Source organism: Nocardia sp. NPDC060220, assembly GCF_042727815.1.
Taxonomy (GTDB): domain Bacteria; phylum Actinomycetota; class Actinomycetes; order Mycobacteriales; family Mycobacteriaceae; genus Nocardia.
Map to the genome: position 1 here is coordinate 1 of NZ_JBHWZY010001042.1, position 2,136 is coordinate 2,136.

Annotated in this window: 3 protein-coding genes; 1 reads left to right on the forward strand and 2 read right to left on the reverse strand. The window is 67.6% G+C overall.

Translation table 11 applies throughout. The annotated features are described in order from the left end of the window. The first annotated feature begins 28 nt into the window (after positions 1-28). Positions 29-1,054 carry a hypothetical protein gene (locus ACFWF3_RS33380; RefSeq protein ID WP_379317932.1) on the forward strand — a complete coding sequence of 342 codons (1,026 nt, stop codon included), beginning with the start codon at positions 29-31 and terminating at the stop codon, positions 1,052-1,054. Between the two features lie 4 nt (positions 1,055-1,058). On the opposite strand, the gene ACFWF3_RS33385 is transcribed toward ACFWF3_RS33380, so the two are convergent. Beyond that, on the reverse strand, positions 1,059-1,886 hold the full coding sequence (locus ACFWF3_RS33385; protein WP_379317934.1) for a mycofactocin-coupled SDR family oxidoreductase: 828 nt from the start codon (positions 1,884-1,886) through the stop codon (positions 1,059-1,061). A gap of 1 nt (position 1,887) precedes the next feature. Then, a partial coding sequence (locus ACFWF3_RS33390) for an SDR family oxidoreductase (protein ID WP_379317936.1) occupies positions 1,888-2,136 on the reverse strand: 249 nt, incomplete at its 5' end.

Genomic DNA, 2,136 nt, shown 5'->3' on the forward strand with positions numbered 1-2,136 from the left:
CTGCCGGCTGCTGGCAGGATGAACTGCTATGCGCTTCACCGTGCCCACCATCGTGGTGATGATGGCGGCAGTCCTGCTCACTGGATGTTCGCTCTTTCCGCAAGGGCCCGATCAGGCCGAGCGTGACCGCTGGTCCCGGGTGATCGAGACAGCCATCGAGGCCCTTCCGGGAGTGGCCGACGCGTCGCATACGTTCCAGTACCACCCGTACGGCCCCAACTCCTACTACACATCCCGACTCGAGGTGCAGCTCGAGGACGGCGTCACACCAGCCGAGACCGCGTCTGTCGTGCGTGTCATGGGCGCTGTGCAGCTGCCGCCGCACTATCGAGGCGACTCGACCTCGGTCAAGATCCGCCGGATGACGGACTCCTATTCCGGGAGCTGGCGGTTCGGGCGAGACGTGGAGGTGGAGGCGAACGCGGCAAACACCTGGACCCGAGTGTCATCGGCCGATACCGGTGCGGAGATACACTGGGCCAGCCACGGCGTCAAGACCGGAGACGCGGACGGACACGCCGAATCCATCAGTGTCCGAGCGGGCTCCGAGGCCGAACCCCAGCGCGCCACCGCGGCGATGCTCCGAATCATCCAGGACTTCCCGGAACTGGCATCCAACGACTGGACAGTGTCGCCCGTTCACGGGGAGGGCATGTCCGAGCAGTACTCGAGACTGGAACCCAGTCTGACCCACTCGGACCGCCGCCCCCGTTTCCCCTCCAACGGCGAACTCGAATTGTGGGAGTGGTTCCTGACCGATCAACCCACTCCGTTCCTCGCCGAGGTGTCGGTGTTCGACCCGCCCGACGCCGCGGGCCGCACCCTGGATGTCACCGTGTTCCCGCCCGTCGGAGAGAAAATCAGCACCGAGCAGGCAACGCAACTCGCCGACCGGCACCTTCGTTACCTGGCCCGGCCCGGTGCGGTGGTCGATTACACGATCGTGACGCGCGACGGCCCCCGGGTCGCCGTCTTTGTGGGCGGCTGCCCGGCATCCGAGCGCGAGGTCGCACCGGAGTCGGAGCCCTTCGCGCGTCAGTACGAACGTTGCTAGCGCACTAGCGCTGGGTGCTGCCCGCGTCGATGGGCAACGTCACCGCGGTGATGTAGCGGCCCTCGTCCGAGGCGAGGAACAGGGCGGCGTTGGCGATGTCGACCGGGTCGACCCACGGAATGGGCAGCATGTTCATCGTCACGGCCGCCTCCGCGAATTCCTCGCGGGTGGGGTTCTCCCGGTCGGGCCGGAACACCTTGCGCACCATGTCGTTCTGGATCATCGGGGTGTCGACATTGGTCGGATGCACCGAGTTCACCCGGACATGGTGCGGGGCCAGCTCTTTCGCGAGCGAGCGCATCAGCCCCACCACCCCGTGTTTGGCGGCGGTGTAGTGCGCGACACCCACCAGGCCGCGTAGTCCGGCGATCGAGCTGGTCAGGATCATCGCGCCGCCGCCGCGCGCGATCAGGTGCGGGGTGGCGGCCTTGCACGTCTGCCACACCCCGGTCAGATTGACGTCGATCATTGTGTGCCACTGCTGTTCGGTCAGTTCCAGTGCGCCGCCGCTGGAACTGATTCCGGCAGTGGCGCAAACGATGTCGAGACCACCCAGCTGCTCGACCGCGGCGTCGACCGCGGCCCGCAGCGCCGCGCCGTCGCGGACGTCGACGGTCGCGGCGACGATCCGCGCACCGGTCGCCTCGACCGCGCGCACGGTCTCGGCGAGGTCGTCGTGGGTCGCTCCCGGCGACACCACGGTCTCGACCGGCCCGCAGATGTCGACGGCGACGATGTCGGCGCCTTCCTCGGCCAGCCGGATCGCCTGTGCGCGGCCGATACCGCGCGCGGCGCCGGTGATCAGCGCGATCTTGCCCGAAACCCGTCCCATGTCACACCTTCTGAGTAAGTCCGGCATCCACCACGAGTTGGGTTCCCGTCACGTAACGGGACTCGTCGGATGCGAGGAAGAGCACGGCATTGCTGATGTCGACCGGATCCACCCACGGAACGGGCAGAATCGTGCGCCGGGCCAGCGCCTCCGCCGCGTCCTGCTGCGTCGGATTCGGCAGGTCGGGGCGCAGTTTGGCGTACACCGCGTCGTTGAGGATCATCGGCGTGGCGACGGAGCCGGGATGCAC